The organism is Leclercia sp. J807, from assembly GCF_009734465.1.
In the GTDB taxonomy this organism is placed as follows: domain Bacteria; phylum Pseudomonadota; class Gammaproteobacteria; order Enterobacterales; family Enterobacteriaceae; genus Enterobacter.
This window is the reverse complement of the sequence record NZ_CP046446.1, coordinates 3237243-3255395: the sequence shown is the minus strand read 5'-3', so window position 1 is coordinate 3255395 and position 18153 is coordinate 3237243. Positions and strand designations below refer to the sequence as shown.

At 56.8% G+C, this 18153-nt stretch carries 12 protein-coding genes; 4 read left to right on the top strand and 8 right to left on the bottom strand.

Going from position 1 to position 18153, the window contains the following annotated elements:
* Positions 1-20: 20 nt before the first annotated feature.
* Genes glpC through glpA form a run of 3 tightly spaced genes read right to left on the bottom strand, consistent with a single transcriptional unit; the run spans position 21 to position 4043 of the window.
* Positions 21-1211, bottom strand: a complete 1191-nt coding sequence (gene glpC, locus GNG26_RS15520) for an anaerobic glycerol-3-phosphate dehydrogenase subunit GlpC (protein WP_156239419.1) — start codon at positions 1209-1211, stop codon at positions 21-23.
* Complete coding sequence (glpB, locus tag GNG26_RS15515) at positions 1208-2425, bottom strand: glycerol-3-phosphate dehydrogenase subunit GlpB (protein WP_156239418.1); 1218 nt, start codon at positions 2423-2425, stop codon at positions 1208-1210. The genes glpC and glpB overlap by 4 nt, the downstream gene beginning before the upstream one ends.
* Positions 2415-4043 carry an anaerobic glycerol-3-phosphate dehydrogenase subunit A gene (glpA, locus tag GNG26_RS15510; RefSeq protein ID WP_156239417.1) on the bottom strand — a complete coding sequence of 543 codons (1629 nt, stop codon included), beginning with the start codon at positions 4041-4043 and terminating at the stop codon, positions 2415-2417. The genes glpB and glpA overlap by 11 nt, the downstream gene beginning before the upstream one ends.
* Positions 4044-4293: 250 nt before the next feature.
* Here glpA and glpT point away from each other — a divergent pair, with 250 nt between their 5' ends.
* Positions 4294-5646: a glycerol-3-phosphate transporter gene (gene glpT / locus GNG26_RS15505; RefSeq protein WP_103825121.1), complete on the top strand. Its 1353-nt coding sequence runs from the start codon at positions 4294-4296 to the stop codon at positions 5644-5646.
* Positions 5647-5657: 11 nt separating this feature from the next.
* Positions 5658-6713 (top strand): glycerophosphodiester phosphodiesterase, encoded by a 1056-nt coding sequence (gene glpQ / locus GNG26_RS15500; protein ID WP_156239416.1) that lies wholly within the window; start codon positions 5658-5660, stop codon positions 6711-6713.
* Positions 6714-6802: 89 nt separating this feature from the next.
* Here glpQ and yfaE read toward each other — a convergent pair whose 3' ends face one another.
* From yfaE to ubiG, 4 genes are all read right to left on the bottom strand, one after another.
* Positions 6803-7057 (bottom strand): class I ribonucleotide reductase maintenance protein YfaE, encoded by a 255-nt coding sequence (gene yfaE / locus GNG26_RS15495; protein ID WP_103180417.1) that lies wholly within the window; start codon positions 7055-7057, stop codon positions 6803-6805.
* Entirely contained in the window at positions 7057-8187 is a 1131-nt protein-coding gene (gene nrdB / locus GNG26_RS15490) for a class Ia ribonucleoside-diphosphate reductase subunit beta (protein ID WP_103825118.1), read from the bottom strand. Before nrdB ends, yfaE begins: the two co-directional genes overlap by 1 nt.
* A gap of 81 nt (positions 8188-8268) precedes the next feature.
* Positions 8269-10554 (bottom strand): class 1a ribonucleoside-diphosphate reductase subunit alpha, encoded by a 2286-nt coding sequence (nrdA, locus tag GNG26_RS15485; RefSeq protein ID WP_103180414.1) that lies wholly within the window; start codon positions 10552-10554, stop codon positions 8269-8271.
* A 328-nt stretch (positions 10555-10882) separates the two neighbouring features.
* Positions 10883-11617: a bifunctional 2-polyprenyl-6-hydroxyphenol methylase/3-demethylubiquinol 3-O-methyltransferase UbiG gene (ubiG, locus tag GNG26_RS15480; RefSeq protein WP_114314397.1), complete on the bottom strand. Its 735-nt coding sequence runs from the start codon at positions 11615-11617 to the stop codon at positions 10883-10885.
* A gap of 132 nt (positions 11618-11749) precedes the next feature.
* Between ubiG and gyrA the strand changes: the two genes are divergently transcribed.
* Positions 11750-14386, top strand: coding sequence for a DNA topoisomerase (ATP-hydrolyzing) subunit A (gene gyrA, locus GNG26_RS15475; protein ID WP_103825115.1), 2637 nt, complete (start codon positions 11750-11752; stop codon positions 14384-14386).
* Positions 14387-14529: 143 nt separating this feature from the next.
* Positions 14530-17376: a two-component system sensor histidine kinase RcsC gene (rcsC, locus tag GNG26_RS15470; RefSeq protein WP_114314399.1), complete on the top strand. Its 2847-nt coding sequence runs from the start codon at positions 14530-14532 to the stop codon at positions 17374-17376.
* A gap of 111 nt (positions 17377-17487) precedes the next feature.
* Here the strand turns inward: rcsC and rcsB are convergent, their stop codons facing one another.
* Positions 17488-18138: a response regulator transcription factor RcsB gene (gene rcsB / locus GNG26_RS15465; protein ID WP_032612710.1), complete on the bottom strand. Its 651-nt coding sequence runs from the start codon at positions 18136-18138 to the stop codon at positions 17488-17490.
* Positions 18139-18153 lie beyond the last annotated feature (15 nt).

Genomic DNA, 18153 nt, shown 5'->3' with positions numbered 1-18153 from the left:
GGCGGCGGCCCCGGCGATACCTAACCCAGCGCCTTCGCCAGCAGCGTGATGGGATGTTCGCAGCGCTTGCGGGTGGACATCTCTATCTGCCACTTGCAGGTTTCGCAGTCGGTCACCACGATATCGGCGCCGCTCTCTTCAATCTGGCGGAACAGCGGGGCGCCAATCGCCTGTGATGTTTCGTAATTTTCACGCTTAAAGCCGTACGTCCCCGCAATGCCGCAGCAGCGCGAATCCAGCACCGTCAGCGCCAGCCCTGGAATTAACCGCAACAGTTCCAGCGTGTAGAGTGACCAGCCCATTTTTTCCATATGGCACGGCGTATGGTAGACCACTTTCAGGGGTAAATTTTTCAGCGGTAACGTCTGCCCGCTGTCCAGCTTGCGCCACAGGAAACGCGTTGCCAGCTCAATCTTTTCGCGCAGGCCGGTATTGTCCACGTCCAGCAGGTGCGGATACTCATCCCGCAGCGTGAAGGTGCAGGTCGAGGAGGTGGCCAGCACCGGAATGCCTTTATCGACGATGGCCTCGCGCAGCGACGAGACGTTGCTTCTGGCCTGCCTGCGCGCTTTATCGGTAAACCCGTTGGCGATCAGCGGCACGCCGCAGCATTTCTCCTTGCTCAGTAACTGCACCCCTGTACCCATGGCGTTGAGTACCTTCAGCAGATCTTTGCCCAGCTGTGGGTGGTTGTAATTCACGTAGCAGCCATGGAAGAACGCCACCTGGTCGGCGTACCGCGCCTGTTCCGCCTCCACCGTTTTGTACCAGCGGCGGAAGGTGCCGTGGGAATATTTAGGCAGACTGCGGTGATGGTCGATCTTCAGCGTCGCATCCAGCAGCTGGCGCACCGGTTTCAGCGAGGTCGCGGCATTCACCAGCGGGGCAAACGACGTGGAGACGCTGCCCATCAGGTCGGTATGGCTGAGAATGGCATCGCGCAGCGACGGTTTTTGCGTACTGTAGCGCGCGCGGGCGCGCTGAATGATGTCGCCGATTTTCACATCCGACGGGCAGGCGACTTCACAGCGTTTGCAGTTGATGCAGTATTTCAGCGCGTCATCGTACAGCGCGCCGTCCTTCAGACGCAGGCGCTCGCCGTCCGGCCCGGCCTGTTTCGGCCCCGGATAGCGTGGGTTAACGCCGCTGACCGGGCAGACGGTGGTGCAGACCGTGCATTTGATGCAGCTTTCAAAGCGGGTGTCGTTCATTGTGCAGCCTCCGTGCGCTGGCAAATCTGCTCTGCCACATAGAGCGCCGTTATGGCGCAGACGCCGCCGCCGCAGCCCTGGGCGATAGGATCGTATCCGCCCAAAAGCGAGCCGATGGCGTAGAGATTCGGTACTGACTTTCCTGAAAGTTGCGGATGCAGCTGGTTATCCACGATTACGCCGAACTGCTGCCACGGCTGCGAGGCAAAGAAATCGCTTTGATACCAGTCCGCGCGAGAGGCACTCTGGCGGACGTCCAGCCCCATAATCGCCTCGCGAATGCCGTCCCGGCTGCTCAGCAGACCGTTGCTGAAGAAACTGCCGCTTGCCAGCACCGCGTAACGCGTACGAAGCGGAATGTCGTCGTGGTTGCGGGTCCAGATTTCGCTCATCGCGCCGTCAGTCAGGGTGATTTTTTTCACCTCATCGCCCGCCATCCATACGCCACCCTGGGCCACAAACTGGCGCTGAAGCTGGGTATGCAGGCGAATGCCGGGCACGGACGGGGGAAGCGTTGGCAGCAGGCCGAGCGAACAGGGCAGGCGGTCGGAGAGCCAGCGCCACAGAAGGTTGTCCTGTAAGCTAAAACAGGCGGGCATAAAGAGCGCATCGTATCCCTCTGCAAGCGGTTTGAGCGCCTCAAGCAGCTGGGGCCATTTCTCTTCGTTATCGAGGAAACGGGCAATATTTACCGCGCGAAACTCGCTGGGGTTATCGCGCAGAACATCCAGCTCAGGAAGGTCAATCTCTGTTGTTTCAGCGTTGATACCCTGGCGGCTGAGCGAGGCGGCCGCCAGATGGGGCTGAAAATCCAGAAAACCGCTAATACCCACTACCCGCACGCGCTCGCCACTGAACCGGGCAACGGGGACCTCTTCCGGGCTGAGCCAGGCGGAGCGGAGCGTACCGAGCGGGGTCACCCGCTGGTGATTGCGCTGCGCGCTGCCCTGCATTCGGGCGCCACACTCAGCCAGCAGCGCTTCGGCTTCCAGCGCAAAGCGCTCAACATTATGCACGCCTGTCAGATGATAGGGGTGCTCCGGCGGCAGCGTATCGCGGTAAGTTTCGTCCAGCAGATCCAGCGAGCCCGACGAGAAGTGCAGGGCGCTCTGGCCCCGGGTGATAATGGCGCAGCGCAGCCCCTGCTTCGTGAGTTTGATGCCACAGAGCAGACCCGCCAGCCCGCCGCCGACGATCACGGTGTCAAATTTCATCGCGTTGCTCCTTCTCCAGACCGCAAAGCCCCTGGTACACCCAACGGGTAAATTCGCTTTCACGCAGGGCATCGCCCCAGGCGACAGGCTGAATGCCTTTCCAGCGCTCGTTTAAAAAATCGCTGAGCTGATCGAGCGACTGGGTGGCGGTGGTGGTATGAAAACGCTGCAACAGCCCGGCGGCACGGCAGGCACACAGCTCCCCCTGGCAGGTGCCCATCCCGACGCGGGTACGGCGGCGGAGATCGAGCAGGCTATTCACCGTCAGATTCTCCACCGCGTATTGCACTTCCCCGGCGGTAACGGCTTCGCATTCGCATACCAGACTGCGGCTCAGTCGTCCTTCGCCGAGCCAAACCGGTGTTCTGTCGCCATGGCGATAGACGGCCGAACCGCGCAGGGGGGTGGGCAGGGAGATAATTTTTTGCAGCGTTTTCTCGGTGGACTGGCGCGAGCCGGGCAGGGGCTGGTCTGCGGTCACGCACGGTGCGGTATTGCCCAGTTTGCGGCAGACAACATCCGTCGCCCATTCGGCCATCAGACGGTAGGTCATTAATTTACCGCCGGTGATGGTGATAAACCCGTCCAGCCCGTCGCGCGCGGCATGGTCAAGCAGCACGATGCCGCGGCTGACGTTGCGTCCGCTCGGATCGTCATCGCTGGCGACAAGCGGACGCACACCCGCGTAGGCGCGCAGAATACGCGTCTGGGCCATCACCGGCGCCAGTTTTTCCCCTTCACGCAGCAGGATGTCCACCTCTTCTGCGGTGACCCGATTGTAATCAATCTCGCTGTAGTCCACGTGCGTGGAGGTGGTGCCGATTAACGAAATGGTATCGCCCGGTACGAGGATGTCGGCATCAGACGGTTTGCGGCAGCGGTTGATGACATGGTTATTAATGCGGTGGTCGAGGATTAACAGCGAGCCTTTGGCCGGAAACATGCGCACAGATAAATCGGCGTATTCCGCAATGCGCTGCCCCCAGATCCCCGCCGCGTTGACCACCACGGCGGCATACAGCTCGCTCTGTTCGTTGTAGTGCATATCCAGGACCCGCACGCCTTTGATGCGATGCCCCTCACGGATAAGCCCGGTGACCTGATGGCCGGTCAGGATCCGCGCGCTATGCTCGCGGGCGTCCAGCATGTTGGCCGCCGTCAGGCGAAACGGATCCACGGTGCCGTCCGGGACTTTTACTGCACCCGTCAGTGCCGGATTAACCGAAGGTTCGATGCGGCGTGCGAGGGCCGGGTCAATGGCTTGCGCCTGAATGCCTGCGGCCTGGCAGGCGGTAATAAAGGTTGACTGAAAGGCAAGATCGTCTTCGGGAAGCGTAATAAACAGACCGTCGGTTGGCTCAATGCAGTGACGGGCAATGCGCCGGAGGATCTGGTTTTCGGCGATACATTCACGTGCCGATTCGCCGTCGGTGACGGCATAGCGGGCGCCGCTGTGCAGCAGGCCATGATTGCGCCCGGTGGCACCCGTTGCAATATCATGGCGCTCCAGAAGCGTGACGCTCAGCCCCCTGAGCGCGCAGTCGCGGGCGATGCCAGCGCCGGTCGCGCCCCCGCCAATGATAATCACATCGCTATAGCGTGGATCGTGAATTGCCATTGCCATCCCTCTGTGTTCGTTTTATCTCATTTAGCCACATAAAAATTGTGGTTTGTTTGATTTCGAACACAAACGAGCAAAATTCGAAAGTGAAACGTGATTTCATGCGCTTTTTTGCGCATTCTGTCATATTTCTGTAACAATCTGTGCGTTGATTCACAGTAACAATTACCGTGATTTCTTAACATCCCCGCCTCTCAGGCCGGGCGCGCGTTGTCCGGTCATTTTTTGAAAGGCCACGGAGGCTGTTATGCTCAGTATCTTTAAACCTGCGCCACATCGGGCGCGACTGCCAGAGGCAGAGATAGACCCTCTTTACCGCCGTCTGCGTTGGCAAATCTTCATGGGGATTTTCTTTGGCTATGCGGCGTACTACCTGGTACGTAAAAACTTCGCGCTTGCCATGCCGTACCTGGTGGAACAGGGCTTCTCACGCGGCGATCTCGGTTTCGCGCTGTCGGGGATCTCTATCGCCTACGGTTTTTCGAAATTCATTATGGGGTCAGTGTCGGATCGCTCGAATCCGCGCGTGTTCCTGCCCGCCGGTCTGATCCTGGCGGCAGCGGTCATGCTGTTCATGGGCTTTGTACCGTGGGCGACCTCCAGCATTGCCATTATGTTCGTGCTGCTGTTCCTCTGCGGCTGGTTCCAGGGGATGGGGTGGCCACCGTGCGGACGCACCATGGTGCACTGGTGGTCGCAGAAAGAGCGCGGCGGTATTGTGTCGGTATGGAACTGCGCCCATAACGTGGGCGGCGGGCTTCCACCGCTGCTGTTCCTGCTGGGGATGGCCTGGTTCAACGACTGGCACGCCGCGCTCTATATGCCAGCCTTTGGGGCAATCCTGGTGGCGATTATCGCCTTTGCGCTGATGCGCGACACGCCGCAGTCCTGCGGTTTGCCGCCGATTGAAGAGTACAAAAACGACTATCCGGATGATTACAGCGAGAAGCACGAAGAAGAGCTGACGGCAAAGCAGATCTTCATGAAATACGTGTTGCCGAACAAACTGCTGTGGTACATCGCGGTGGCGAACGTGTTCGTCTACCTGCTGCGTTACGGCATCCTCGACTGGTCACCGACCTACCTGAAAGAGGTGAAGCACTTTGCGCTGGATAAATCTTCCTGGGCCTACTTCCTCTACGAATACGCCGGGATCCCGGGAACGCTGATTTGCGGCTGGATGTCGGACAAAGTGTTTAAGGGCAACCGTGGGGCGACGGGCGTCTTCTTTATGACCCTCGTGACCATTGCCACCGTCGTCTACTGGCTCAACCCGCCGGGCAACCCGGGCGTGGACATGGCCTGTATGATCGTCATCGGCTTCCTGATTTATGGCCCTGTTATGCTGATTGGTCTGCATGCCCTGGAACTGGCACCGAAAAAAGCGGCAGGTACGGCGGCAGGCTTTACCGGTCTGTTCGGCTACCTGGGCGGTTCAGTGGCGGCGAGCGCCATTGTGGGCTATACCGTTGACTTCTTCGGCTGGGATGGCGGCTTTATGGTGATGATCGGCGGCAGCGTGCTGGCGGTACTGCTGCTGATTGTGGTCATGATCGGTGAAAAACGTCACCACGCGGAAGTGCTGGCGCGTCGTCAATAAGGAGCATTGCCATGAAAGTAACGCAAATCGCGACCGGTCTGCTGCTGGCGGGCCTGATGACCGGCTCCGCCCTGGCGGCGGATAAAATCGTTATTGCCCATCGCGGCGCAAGCGGCTATCTGCCGGAGCATACGCTGCCGGCGAAAGCGATGGCCTATGCGCAGGGGGCTGATTATCTGGAGCAGGATCTGGTGATGACGAAGGACGACCAGCTGGTCGTCCTGCATGACCACTATCTTGACCGGGTGACCGATGTGGCGGATCGTTTCCCATACCGTGCCCGAAAAGATGGCCGTTTTTACGCCATTGACTTCACTCTGGATGAAATCCGCTCTCTGAATTTTACCGAGGGCTTTGAGATTGAAAACGGTAAGAAGGTGCAGGTTTACCCCGGACGTTTCCCGATGGGTAAATCGGACTTCCGCATCCATACCTTCCAGGAGGAGATTGAGTTTGTTCAGGGGCTGAACCACTCGACCGGCAAACATATCGGTATCTACCCGGAAATCAAAGCACCGTGGTTCCACCATCAGGAAGGGAAGGATATCGCCGCGAAAACGCTGGAGGTGCTGAAACAGTACGGCTACACCAGCAAGAAGGACAAAGTCTACCTCCAGTGTTTTGACGCCGCGGAACTGAAGCGCATCAAAACCGAGCTGGAGCCAAAGATGGGGATGGATCTCAATCTGGTCCAGCTGATCGCTTATACCGACTGGAATGAAACCCAGGAGAAACAGGCAGACGGCAAGTGGGTAAACTACAACTACGACTGGATGTTTAAGCCGGGTGCGATGAAGCAGATCGCGCAGTACGCCGACGGGATCGGGCCGGATTACCACATGCTGGTAGCGGAAGGTTCAACCCCGGGCCACGTGAAGCTGACGGCGATGGTGAAAGAGGCTCACGCCAACAAGATGCAGGTGCATCCGTATACGGTGCGTGCTGACCAGTTGCCGCCGTATGCCACGGATGTGAATCAGCTTTACGAGGTGTTATATAAGCAGGCGGACGTGGACGGATTGTTTACGGACTTCCCTGATAAAGCGGTGAGCTTTTTGAAGGATTAACGCTGAAATTGCCGGGTGGCGGCTGCGCCTTACCCGGCCTACGGACTGCGGTTTTGTAGGCCGGGTAAGCGAAGCGCCACCCGGCACAATTACATCTCGATCTCTATATCCCCTTTTGCCCGGCAGCAGCAGGGCAAAATTTCACCGTCGTTGATGAAGGCCAGCGGTTCGGTTATCCAGTCAACCTGACCGGTCACCAGACGACAGCGGCAGGAGCCGCAATAGCCCTCGCGGCACTGGTATTCAACGGCAATCTGGTGGGATTCCAGCGCAATAAGCAGGGAGGGATGCTCTTCCTGGCACAGAAGCTCTGTGCCAGAAAGACGAAGCGTTACGCGGCTCATCAGAGCTGGAAGTCGCTCAAATCGTCGGTGTTGACTTCAGAGTCAATCTGACCGACCAGGTAGGAGCTCACTTCCACTTCCTGTGGGGCAACCTGCACGTTGTCAGAGACCAGCCAGGTGTTGATCCACGGGATCGGGTTGGAGCGGGTCTGGAACGGCAGATCCAGGCCGACCGCCTGCATGCGGATATTGGTGATGTACTCCACGTACTGGCAGAGGATATCTTTGTTCAGGCCGATCATGGAGCCGCCCTGGAACAGGTATTCCGCCCACTCTTTCTCCTGCTGTGCCGCCTGAACAAACAGGTCATAGCTCTCCTGCTTGCACTCTTCCGCAATCTCGGCCATCTCCGGATCGTCAGCGCCGCTGCGCAGCAGATTCAGCATATGCTGGGTTCCGGTCAGATGCAGGGCTTCATCGCGGGCGATGAGGCGAATGATTTTGGCGTTGCCTTCCATCAACTCGCGTTCCGCAAAGGCGAAGGAGCAGGCGAAGCTGACGTAGAAGCGGATCGCCTCAAGTGCGTTCACGCTCATCAGGCACAGGTAGAGCTTTTTCTTCAGTTCACGCAGGTTCACGGTGACGGTTTTGCCGTTCACGCTGTGCGTACCTTCGCCCAGCAGGTGCCAGTAGCTGGTCATCTCGATCAGATCGTCGTAGAAGTGGGAGATGCCTTCCGCACGCTTCAGGATCTGTTCGTTGGTGACGATATCATCGAAGACAATCGCCGGATCGTTGACGATGTTACGGATGATGTGGGTATAGGAGCGGGAGTGGATCGTCTCGGAAAACGCCCACGTCTCGACCCAGGTCTCCAACTCCGGGATGGAGATCAGCGGCAGCAGCGCCACGTTCGGGCTACGTCCCTGAATGGAGTCCAGCAGCGTCTGGTACTTCAGGTTGCTGAGGAAGATGTGCTTTTCGTGTTCCGGCAGCGCCTGGAAATCGATGCGGTCGCGTGAAACGTCAACTTCTTCCGGACGCCAGAAGAAAGAGAGTTGCTTTTCAATCAGCTTTTCGAAGATGTCATATTTTTGCTGATCGTAGCGCGCCACGTTGACCGGCTGGCCGAAGAACATCGGCTCTTTGAGCTGGTCGTTTTTCGTCTGTGAAAAGGTGGTGTATGCCATGAGTATGTCCTGTGAGAGATTTTGTAGATCGGGCAAACAAAATCGTAGGCCGGGTAAGCGTAGCGCCACCCGGCATTTACATTAAATCTTACATGCGCCGCTTTCGCAGCCATCATCCTGAATGGACGGGGCCAGATCGTCCTGCGCATCTTCCGCACCGTCGCGGGTGTTTTGATAGTACAGGGTCTTCACGCCAAATTTGTAGGCGGTGAGCAGGTCTTTCAGCAGCTGCTGCATCGGCACTTTTCCGGACGGGAAGCGTGACGGATCGTAGTTGGTGTTGGCAGAGATCGACTGGTCGATAAACTTCTGCATAATCCCCACCAGTTGCAGGTAGCCGTCGTTATTTGGCATCTCCCACAGCAGCTCGTAGTTGTTTTTCAGCAGCTCATAATCCGGCACCACCTGGCGCAGGATCCCATCTTTCGACGCTTTGATGCTGACATGACCGCGCGGCGGCTCAATACCGTTGGTAGCGTTGGAGATCTGCGAAGAGGTCTCGGACGGCATCAGGGCAGAGAGCGTGGAGTTACGCAGGCCGTGGGTCTTGATGGACTCGCGCAGGCCTTCCCAGTCAAGGTGCAGCGGCTCGTTGGCGATCGCATCCAGGTCTTTCTTATAGGTGTCGATCGGCAAAATGCCTTTGGAATAGGTGGTTTCATTGAACCACGGGCAGGCGCCTTGCTCTTTAGCCAGCTCGTTCGAGGCTTTCAGCAGGTAGTACTGAATGGCTTCGAAGGTCTGGTGCGTCAGGTTGTTAGCGCTGCCGTCGGAGTAGCGTTTGCCGTTTTTCGCCAGCCAGTAGGCATAGTTAATAACGCCAATGCCGAGGGTACGACGACCCATTGCACCACGTTTTGCCGCCGGGATTGGGTAATCCTGGTAATCCAGCAGCGCATCCAGGGCGCGAACCGCCAGCACCGCCAGCTCTTCCAGTTCGTCCAGGCTGTTGATCGCACCCAGGTTGAACGCGGAGAGCGTACACAAGGCGATTTCGCCGTTTTCGTCGTTCACATCTTCCAGCGGTTTGGTCGGCAGGGCGATCTCCAGACACAGGTTGGACTGGCGCACTGGCGCAACGACCGGATCGAACGGGCTGTGGGTGTTGCAGTGGTCAACGTTCTGGATGTAGATACGGCCGGTAGAGGCGCGTTCCTGCATCATCAGGGAGAACAGTTCAACCGCTTTCACACGCTGTTTACGGATGCTGTCGTCTTTTTCATATTTGCTGTACAGACGCTCGAACTCATCCTGATCGGCGAAGAACGCGTCATACAGGCCCGGGACGTCGGACGGGCTGAAGAGGGTAATATCTTCACCTTTCAGCAGACGGGTATACATCAGCTTGTTGATCTGTACGCCGTAGTCCATGTGACGCACGCGGTTGCCTTCCACGCCACGGTTGTTTTTCAGCACCAGCAGGCTTTCTACTTCCAGATGCCACATTGGGTAGAAGAGGGTGGCTGCACCGCCACGCACGCCGCCCTGAGAGCAGGATTTCACCGCGGTCTGGAAGTGTTTGTAGAACGGGATACAGCCAGTGTGGAACGCTTCACCGCCCCGAATCGGGCTGCCCAGCGCACGAATGCGACCGGCGTTAATGCCGATACCGGCACGCTGGGAAACGTATTTCACAATGGCGCTGGAGGTAGCGTTGATGGAGTCCAGGCTGTCGCCGCACTCGATCAGCACGCAGGAGCTGAACTGGCGGGTTGGGGTGCGAACACCGGACATGATTGGCGTTGGCAGAGAAATCTTGAACGTGGAAACCGCATCGTAGAAACGCTTCACGTATTCCAGACGGGTTTCACGCGGGTAGTTCGAGAACAGGCAGGCCGCCACAAGAATGTAGAGGAACTGGGCGCTTTCGTAGATCTCGCCGGTCACGCGGTTCTGGACCAGGTATTTCCCTTCCAGCTGTTTCACCGCGGCGTAGGAGAAGTTCATATCACGCCAGTGATCGATAAACCCGTCCATCTGCTTGAACTCTTCTTCCGTATAGTCTTCCAGCAGATGCGTGTCGTACTTGCCAAGCTCGACCATCTTCACCACATGATCGAACAGCGCTGGCGGCTCAAACTGACCGTAGGCTTTTTTACGCAGGTGGAAAATCGCCAGACGGGCAGCGAGGTACTGATAATCCGGCGCGTCGCGGGAGATGAGATCCGCCGCGGCTTTGATAATGGTTTCGTGGATATCAGACGTTTTGATGCCGTCATAGAACTGGATATGGGAGCGCAGTTCAACCTGGGAGATCGATACGTTATTCAGCCCTTCTGCTGCCCAGTCGAGAACTCGATGGATTTTGTCCAGATTGATACGCTCGGTGGTACCGTCGCGCTTTGTCACCAGCAGACTCTGATTCATGTGGGTTTTTACCTGTCCGTGAAAAAAAGAAATATCCCCCGTTTATCCACAGGTTGTTGTGGATAAATACTATATATAGGGGTTTCGCATTAAGCATAACGCAAGATGGTGAGTATTCTAGTAAGGATTCTTTTGAGTACAAGAGTTGATTTTGAGGTTAAATTGAGGTTGTCAAAGCGTAAAAAAGCGTAAGTCCTCGTACCGTAAGGCCTGGACGACATGTCAATATTCCAGAAAAAAAAATGAAAATTTGATCGACTGCTGATTTCTTCAACGGGTGGTCAAAAATGCGCAACAAACTGCTGCGCATTCGTCAGAAAAAGAGTAATTACTCTTGCTCATTTTTGGCGGTGGTATGGAGCATGTAGTTAACATCCACGCCTGGCGCCAGTTTGAATTTGTCGGTCAGGGGATTGTAGTGCAGGCCGGTCATATGCTGCTCTTTCAGGCTGGTGCCGTCGACCCAGCTCAGTAATTCCGCCGGCTTGATGAATTTTTTCACATCGTGCGTGCCTTTTGGCACCATCCGCAGCACATACTCCGCGCCGACCACCGCCATCAGCCAGGCCTTGCCGTTGCGGTTGATGGTGGAGAAGAACACCTGACCGCCCGGCTTCACCAGCGCGGCACAGGCTTTTACCACCGATTGCGGATCGGGAACATGCTCCAGCATCTCCATGCAAGTGACAACGTCGTACTGGTGGGCGTGCTCCGCCGCGTGGGCTTCAACCGTTTCCTGAACGTACTCCACCTGGACACCGCTCTCCAGCGCGTGCAGACGCGCCACCTGTAGCGGCTCGAAGCCCATATCCAGCCCGGTCACCGTGGCGCCTTCGCGCGCCATGCTCTCGGCCAGGATGCCGCCACCGCACCCCACATCAAGCACCTTTTTACCGAACAGGCCGCCGGAACGCTCCGCGATATAGCCCAGGCGCAGAGGGTTAATGCGGTGCAGCGGTTTGAACTCACCTTCAAGATCCCACCAGCGCGAGGCCACGGCTTCAAATTTGGCGATCTCTTCGTGGTCGACGTTGTCAGCCATCGGGGATTTTTCCGCATTCATGGACGCTTTTACTCCGTAATTTAAAGACGAGGAAGTATATCAGGATAACAAAGCAAATTAGTTTAAACCTAAGCGGGTGTGTTATAATTTCCGACCTTTGAATCCGGGATACAGTAGAGGGATAGCGGTTAGATGAGCGACCTTGCGAGAGAAATTACACCGGTTAACATCGAGGAAGAGCTGAAGAGCTCCTATCTGGATTATGCGATGTCGGTCATTGTTGGCCGTGCGCTGCCGGATGTCCGCGATGGACTTAAGCCGGTACACCGTCGCGTACTATACGCCATGAACGTATTGGGCAATGACTGGAATAAAGCGTACAAAAAATCTGCCCGTGTCGTTGGTGACGTAATCGGTAAATACCATCCTCATGGTGACTCCGCGGTGTACGACACCATCGTCCGTATGGCGCAGCCGTTCTCGCTGCGTTACATGCTGGTTGATGGTCAGGGTAACTTCGGTTCTATCGACGGCGACTCCGCTGCGGCAATGCGTTATACGGAAATCCGCCTGGCGAAGATTGCCCATGAGCTGATGGCCGATCTGGAAAAAGAGACGGTAGATTTTGTCGACAACTATGACGGCACGGAAAAAATTCCTGACGTTATGCCGACGAAGATCCCTAACCTGCTGGTAAACGGTTCGTCCGGTATCGCCGTAGGTATGGCGACCAACATTCCACCGCACAACATCACCGAAGTGATTAACGGCTGCCTGGCCTATATCGACGATGAAGAGATCAGCATTGAAGGGCTGATGGAACACATCCCGGGCCCGGACTTCCCGACCGCAGCGATTATTAATGGCCGTCGCGGTATCGAAGAAGCGTACCGTACCGGTCGCGGCAAGATCTATATTCGTGCCCGCGCCGAAGTGGAAGCGGATGCCAAATCTGGCCGTGAGACCATTATCGTCCACGAAATTCCGTATCAGGTGAACAAAGCGCGCCTGATCGAGAAGATTGCCGAGCTGGTTAAAGAGAAACGTATTGAAGGTATCAGCGCGCTGCGTGATGAGTCTGACAAAGACGGCATGCGTATCGTGATTGAAATCAAACGCGATGCGGTAGGGGAGGTGGTGCTTAACAACCTCTATTCCCTGACTCAGCTTCAGGTCTCCTTCGGTATTAACATGGTGGCACTGCACCATGGTCAGCCGAAGATCATGAACCTGAAAGACATTCTGAGCGCGTTCGTGCGTCACCGCCGCGAAGTGGTGACCCGCCGGACTATTTTCGAACTGCGTAAAGCCCGCGATCGTGCGCACATCCTTGAAGCGCTGGCGGTTGCGCTGGCGAACATCGACCCGATCATCGAGCTGATCCGTCGTGCGCCAACCCCTGCCGAAGCGAAAGCGGGCCTGATCGCGCAGCCGTGGGATCTGGGCAACGTCTCTGCGATGCTGGAACGCGCCGGTGACGATGCCGCGCGTCCTGAGTGGCTGGAGCCGCAGTACGGTATTCGCGAGGGCAAATACTGGCTGACCGAACAGCAGGCTCAGGCGATTCTGGATCTGCGTCTGCAGAAACTGACCGGCCTTGAGCATGAAAAACTGCTCGACGAGTACAAAGAGCTGCTGGAGCAGATCGCTGAGCTGCTGCACATTCTGGGCAGTGCCGATCGTCTGATGGAAGTAATCCGCGAGGAGCTGGAGCTGGTCCGGGATCAGTTCGGTGACGAGCGTCGCACGGAAATCACCGCCAACTCCGCGGATATCAACATCGAAGACCTGATCAACCAGGAAGACGTTGTTGTTACCCTGTCTCACCAGGGCTACGTGAAGTACCAGCCGTTAACCGACTATGAAGCACAGCGTCGTGGCGGCAAAGGCAAGTCAGCGGCACGTATTAAAGAAGAAGACTTTATCGACCGCCTGCTGGTGGCCAACACCCACGACACCATCCTCTGCTTCTCCAGCCGGGGCCGTCTGTACTGGATGAAGGTCTATCAGCTGCCGGAAGCGAGCCGTGGCGCCCGTGGACGCCCAATCGTCAACCTGTTGCCGCTGGAACAAAACGAACGTATTACGGCGATCCTGCCGGTTCGCGAATACGCTGAAGGGGTGAACGTCTTTATGGCGACCGCCAGCGGCACGGTGAAGAAAACCGCCCTGACCGAGTTCAGCCGCCCACGTTCTGCCGGCATTATCGCCGTCAACCTGAACGAAGGCGATGAACTGATTGGCGTGGATCTGACCTCCGGCTCCGATGAAGTGATGCTCTTCTCTGCCGCCGGTAAAGTGGTGCGCTTCAAAGAGAACGCGGTGCGCGCCATGGGCCGTACGGCGACCGGTGTCCGCGGGATCAAACTGGCGGGCGAAGACAGCGTGGTCTCCCTGATTGTTCCACGTGGCGAAGGCGCAATCCTCACCGTCACCCAGAATGGTTACGGTAAGCGTACTGCCCAGGACGAATATCCAACCAAGTCCCGTGGCACCCAGGGCGTTATCTCGATCAAAGTCACCGAGCGCAACGGTTCCGTTGTTGGCGCGGTACAGGTCGATGATGCCGACCAGATCATGATGATCACCGATGCCGGTACGCTGGTGCGTACCCGCGTGTCGGAAATCAGCGTGGTGGGCCGTAACACCCAGGGCGTGATCCTCATCCGTACCGCGGAAGATGAAAACGTGGTGGGTCTGCAGCGTGTTGCTGAGCCAGTGGATGACGAAGAGCTCGACTCTATCGACGGTAGCGTGGCAGAAGGTGACGATGAAATCGCGCCGGAAGCGGAAATCGACGATGATGCGGCAGATGATGCCGAAGAGTAATCTCTTCTGATGACAAAGGGCCGGTTTCCGGCCCTTTTCTTTTGTCGCGGCGCTGAATTGCAGACAACCGAACGTTGCGACGGCGGCGATTTACCGCTACCTTAACCCATTCCTTGTGAACCTGACGGCGGAGCCTCGCCCCCTTGAAATACCTCGTCTCCTTTCGAACCACGCTGAAAGTTTCTCGCTATCTTTTTCGGGCGCTGGCGCTCCTGATTTGGGTGCTTATCGCGCTATTTTCGGTGTTTTACATCGTCAATGCGCTGCACCAGAAGGAGGCGGAGATCCGTCAGGAGTTTAGCCTCAGCTTCGATCAGTCCCAGCGCTATATTCAGCGCACCGCGGACGTCATGAAGGAGCTCAAATATATCGCCGAAAACCGTCTGACGGCGGAGAATGGTGTTCTGGCTATTCGCGGGCGCGACAGTAAGGCGGATGTCCCCAACTTTGAACCGCTTTTCCCCGACTCTGACTGCTCGGCGATGGGCTCAGCGTGGCGGGGATCGCTGGAGTCGCTGGCCTGGTTTATGCGCTACTGGCGCGATAACTTCTCGGCAGCCTATGACCTGAACCGCGTTTTCCTGATTGGCAGCGAAAATCTCTGTATGGCCGATTTTGGCCTGCGCGATGTGCCGGTGGACCGCGACAGCGCACTGAAAAGCCTGCACGAGCGGATCATCAAATACCGTAACGCGCCGCAGGATGAGCGCGGTAATAATCTGTTCTGGATAAGCCAGGGTCCGCGTTCAGGAGTAGGCTACTTCTATGCCCTGACGCCGGTTTATCTGGGCAACCGTCTGCAGGCGATGCTCGGTATTGAGCAGACTATCCGCATGGAGAACTTTTTCACCCCAGGGAATCTGCCGATGGGCGTGACCATTCTCGATGAAAACGGTCACTCTCTCATTTCACTGGCCGGGCCGGAATCGCGGCTGAAGGTTGATCCTCGCTGGATGCAGGAGCGCTCATGGTTTGGCTACAGCGCCGGTTTTCGTGACCTGGTGTTGAAAAAAAGCCTGCCGCCTTCGTCGCTGAGCATTGTTTACTCCGTACCAGTGGATATGGTGCTGGAGCGTATTCGGATACTGATCCTCAACTCGGTACTGCTAAACGTGCTGGTGGGGATTGCGCTGTTTACCCTCGCGCGGATGTACGAGCGTAAAATCTTTATTCCGGCGGAGAACGATGCCCAGCGTCTTGAAGAGCATGAGCAGTTTAACCGCAAGATTGTTGCCTCTGCGCCGGTGGGGATTTGTATTTTACGCACCCTTGACGGGACCAACATCCTCAGTAACGAGCTGGCGCATAACTATCTCAATATGCTCACCCATGAGGACCGACAGCGGCTGACGCAGATTATCTGTGGGCAGCAGGTCAACTTCGTCGATGTCCTGACCAGTAACAACACCAACCTGCAGATAAGCTTTGTCCATTCGCGCTATCGCAATGAGAACGTGGCGATCTGCGTGCTGGTGGATGTTTCCGCGCGCGTCAAAATGGAAGAGTCGTTGCAGGACATGGCCCAGTCCGCCGAACAGGCCAGCCAGTCGAAATCGATGTTCCTTGCCACCGTCAGTCACGAACTGCGTACTCCGCTCTACGGGATTATCGGTAACCTCGATCTGCTGCAGACCAAAGAGCTGCCGCGCGGCGTTGACCGTCTGGTGACGGCGATGAACAACTCCTCCAGCCTGCTGCTGAAAATCATCAGCGACATTCTCGACTTCTCTAAAATTGAGTCCGAGCAGCTGAAAATTGAACCGCGCGAATTCTCGCCGCGCGAGGTGATGAACCATATCAGCGCCAACTACCTGCCGCTGGTGGTGCGTAAGCAGCTGGGGCTGTACTGCTTTATTGAGCCGGACGTGCCGCTAACGCTGCAGGGCGATCCGATGCGCCTGCAGCAGGTGATCTCCAACCTGCTCAGCAACGCCATTAAGTTCACTGACATGGGTTGCATTGTAATGCATGTCGCCAAAGCGGGGGACTACCTGAGCATTCGCGTGCGCGATACCGGGGTGGGGATCCCGGCCAAAGAGGTGGTCAAACTTTTCGACCCGTTCTTCCAGGTGGGGACGGGGGTTCAGCGCAACTTCCAAGGCACCGGGCTGGGGCTGGCGATCTGTGAAAAACTGATCAGCATGATGGACGGCGATATCTCGGTGGATACCGAACCGGGCATGGGCAGTCAGTTTACTATCCGTATTCCACTTTATGCGGCGCAGTCACCGGCTAACATGCTGATTGAGGGATTAAGTGATAAACGCTGCTGGCTGGCGGTCAATAATGCCTCGCTGTATGCCTACCTGGAATCCCTGCTGACCTCATACGGCATCCGGGTGGCGCGCTACGCCGGACAAACCCCGGACGCGGAAGATATGCTTCTCACCGACGATGAGCTGACGAAGCCGTGGCAGGGTAAAGCGGCGGTGATCTTCTGCCGGCGCCATATCGGTATCGCCCTGGAGCGTGCACACGGCGAGTGGGTGAACAGCGTGGCCTCGCCGCACGAGCTGATTACGCTGCTGGCGCGTATCTATCGTGTGGAAATGGACAGCGCGGACGGGACAACGTCGCTGCCGTCGCCGGAATCCGAGCAGTCGTTGAATGAGGACATGATGATCCTGGTGGTGGACGACCATCCGATTAACCGCCGCCTGCTGGCCGATCAGCTCGGCTCGCTGGGCTATCAGTGTAAAACGGCGAATGACGGCGTGGATGCCCTCAATGTGCTGAGCAAAAACCATATCGACATTGTCCTGAGTGATGTGAACATGCCGAATATGGATGGCTATCGTCTGACTCAGCGCATCCGTCAGCTCGGCCTGACGCTCCCGGTGGTGGGCGTCACCGCTAACGCGCTGGCAGAGGAGAAGCAGCGTTGTCTGGAATCGGGGATGGATAGCTGTCTTTCCAAGCCGGTAACGTTGGATGTCCTGAAACAGACGCTGTCGGTATATGCGGAGCGGGTGAGAAGAGCGCGGGGATAAAAAAAAGCCCAGAAATGGGCTTTTTTATTATTGCCGGGTGGCGCTGACGCTTACCCGGCCTACGCTACCTGTAGGCCCGTGCAAGCGAAGCGCCGCCGGGCATGTAGCTCATTACTCTTTATCCGCAGGACTCAGGGTCACAGAGGAGAGGTAGTTCAGCAGGGCGATGTCGTTCTCCACGCCCAGCTTCATCATCGCCGATTTTTTCTGGCTACTGATGGTCTTGATGCTGCGGTTCAGCTTCTTGGCAATTTCGGTGACCAGGAAACCTTCGGCAAACAGACGCAGGACTTCGCTCTCTTTTGGCGACAGGCGTTTGTCGCCGTAACCGCCAGCGCTGATTTTTTCCAGCAGGCGAGAGACGCTTTCCGGCGTGAATTTTTTCCCTTTCTGCAGCGCGGCCAGCGCTTTCGGCAGATCGGTCGGCGCGCCCTGTTTCAGGACGATGCCTTCGATATCGAGATCCAGAACCGCGCTTAAAATCGCTGGGTTATTGTTCATGGTCAGCACGATGATCGAAATGCTTGGGAAATGGCGCTTGATGTATTTGATCAGCGTAATCCCGTCACCGTACTTATCTCCAGGCATGGAAAGGTCGGTGATGAGCACGTGCGCATCAAGCTTTGGCAGGTTATTAATCAGTGCTGTGGAATCTTCAAATTCACCGACTACATTCACCCACTCGATCTGTTCAAGTGATTTGCGAATACCGAACAGTACAATCGGATGGTCATCGGCAATAATTACGTTCATATTGTTCATGTATAGGGCTACCTT